The organism is Kitasatospora sp. NPDC053057 (assembly GCF_044546945.1).
GTDB lineage: Bacteria > Actinomycetota > Actinomycetes > Streptomycetales > Streptomycetaceae > Kitasatospora.
Map to the genome: position 1 here is coordinate 1 of NZ_JBITZP010000159.1, position 1,065 is coordinate 1,065.

General features: G+C 78.6%; 1 protein-coding gene. It reads left to right on the forward strand.

The genetic code is table 11. The features are described 5' to 3' along the window. On the forward strand, nucleotides 1-839 hold an 839-nt coding region (locus tag ACIG5E_RS39580), incomplete at its 5' end, for a hypothetical protein (RefSeq protein WP_396542195.1). Nucleotides 840-1,065 lie beyond the last annotated feature (226 nt).

Consider the following 1,065-nt stretch of genomic DNA (forward strand, 5'->3'; position numbering starts at 1 on the left):
TCGGCATCCCCGTCGTGGCCGCCGCCGCCGGGGTGCTGATCGCCCAGACGGCTGCGGAGCGAGTGGCCTACGGCGTGTCTCCGCTGGCCATGACGGCGGCGGCCGAGCTGGCGGGCCTGCTCGCCCGCTCAATCGTCGTCGCCCGAACCGGAGTCGACGCCGAGGCGGACCGCCGCACCGGCGACGCACTGCGGCTGGTCGAGTACCACCGGGCCCGGGCCGAGCGTCACCCGATCGAGCGAGTCCGCCGACGCTCCGAGAAGGCGGCCTGGCGCCTCGCCCGCCGGATCGGCGCGGGCGACGCGCGGCTCGGCACGGCCCTGCCCAACGCCTACGCCGAGCGGACCGCCGCCGCCGCCATCGCCGCCCTCGACGGCCTGTACGGCCGGACCCCGACCCCGGTGGAGCCCGCCGTCGACGCGGCCGCGTCGCCCGACCCGGAGACCGCGTCGGCGCCCCCCACCGCCCCCATCGAGAGCGCCGCGCCCGCGCCGGTGCGGACCCCGGACCCCGAGCCCACGGTCGAGCCGGAGGCCGAGCTGGACGTCGAGCCCGAGCCCGAGACGGAGGCCGAGACCCCGGCCGACGCGGTCGACGCGGCCCCCGACGCGCCCGCGTCGCCCGCCCCGGGCGCCCCGCTCAGCGACGTCGAGCTGGACGTCGTGGTCCACATGATCCGCACCGAGACCGACCCGCCCCGCAGCCTCCGCGCAATGGAGGCCCGCTTCCGCGAGCTGGGCTACGTCGCCGGTGCCGCCCGACTCCGCCAGGCCTGGGACCGCGTCACCGCCGCCCCGGCCGAGACGCCCGGCCAGACGTCGATCACCGACCTCGACTGACCGCCCGGACCGTCAGGGTCGCCTCCACCGCCCGCCGGTGGAGACGGCCCCGGCCGCCCGGCCGACCCCGGATCGACGTACGGAGGCACCCGTGCTGTTCGAGACCCACACCCCCACCCCGCCCACCGCCGACCCGCTCGCCGCCACCCCGGCCTGGACCGCTGTCATGGCCCGCGCCGACCGCACCTGCGAGTGCACCGGCGCCTGCGGCAACCGACACAGCAAG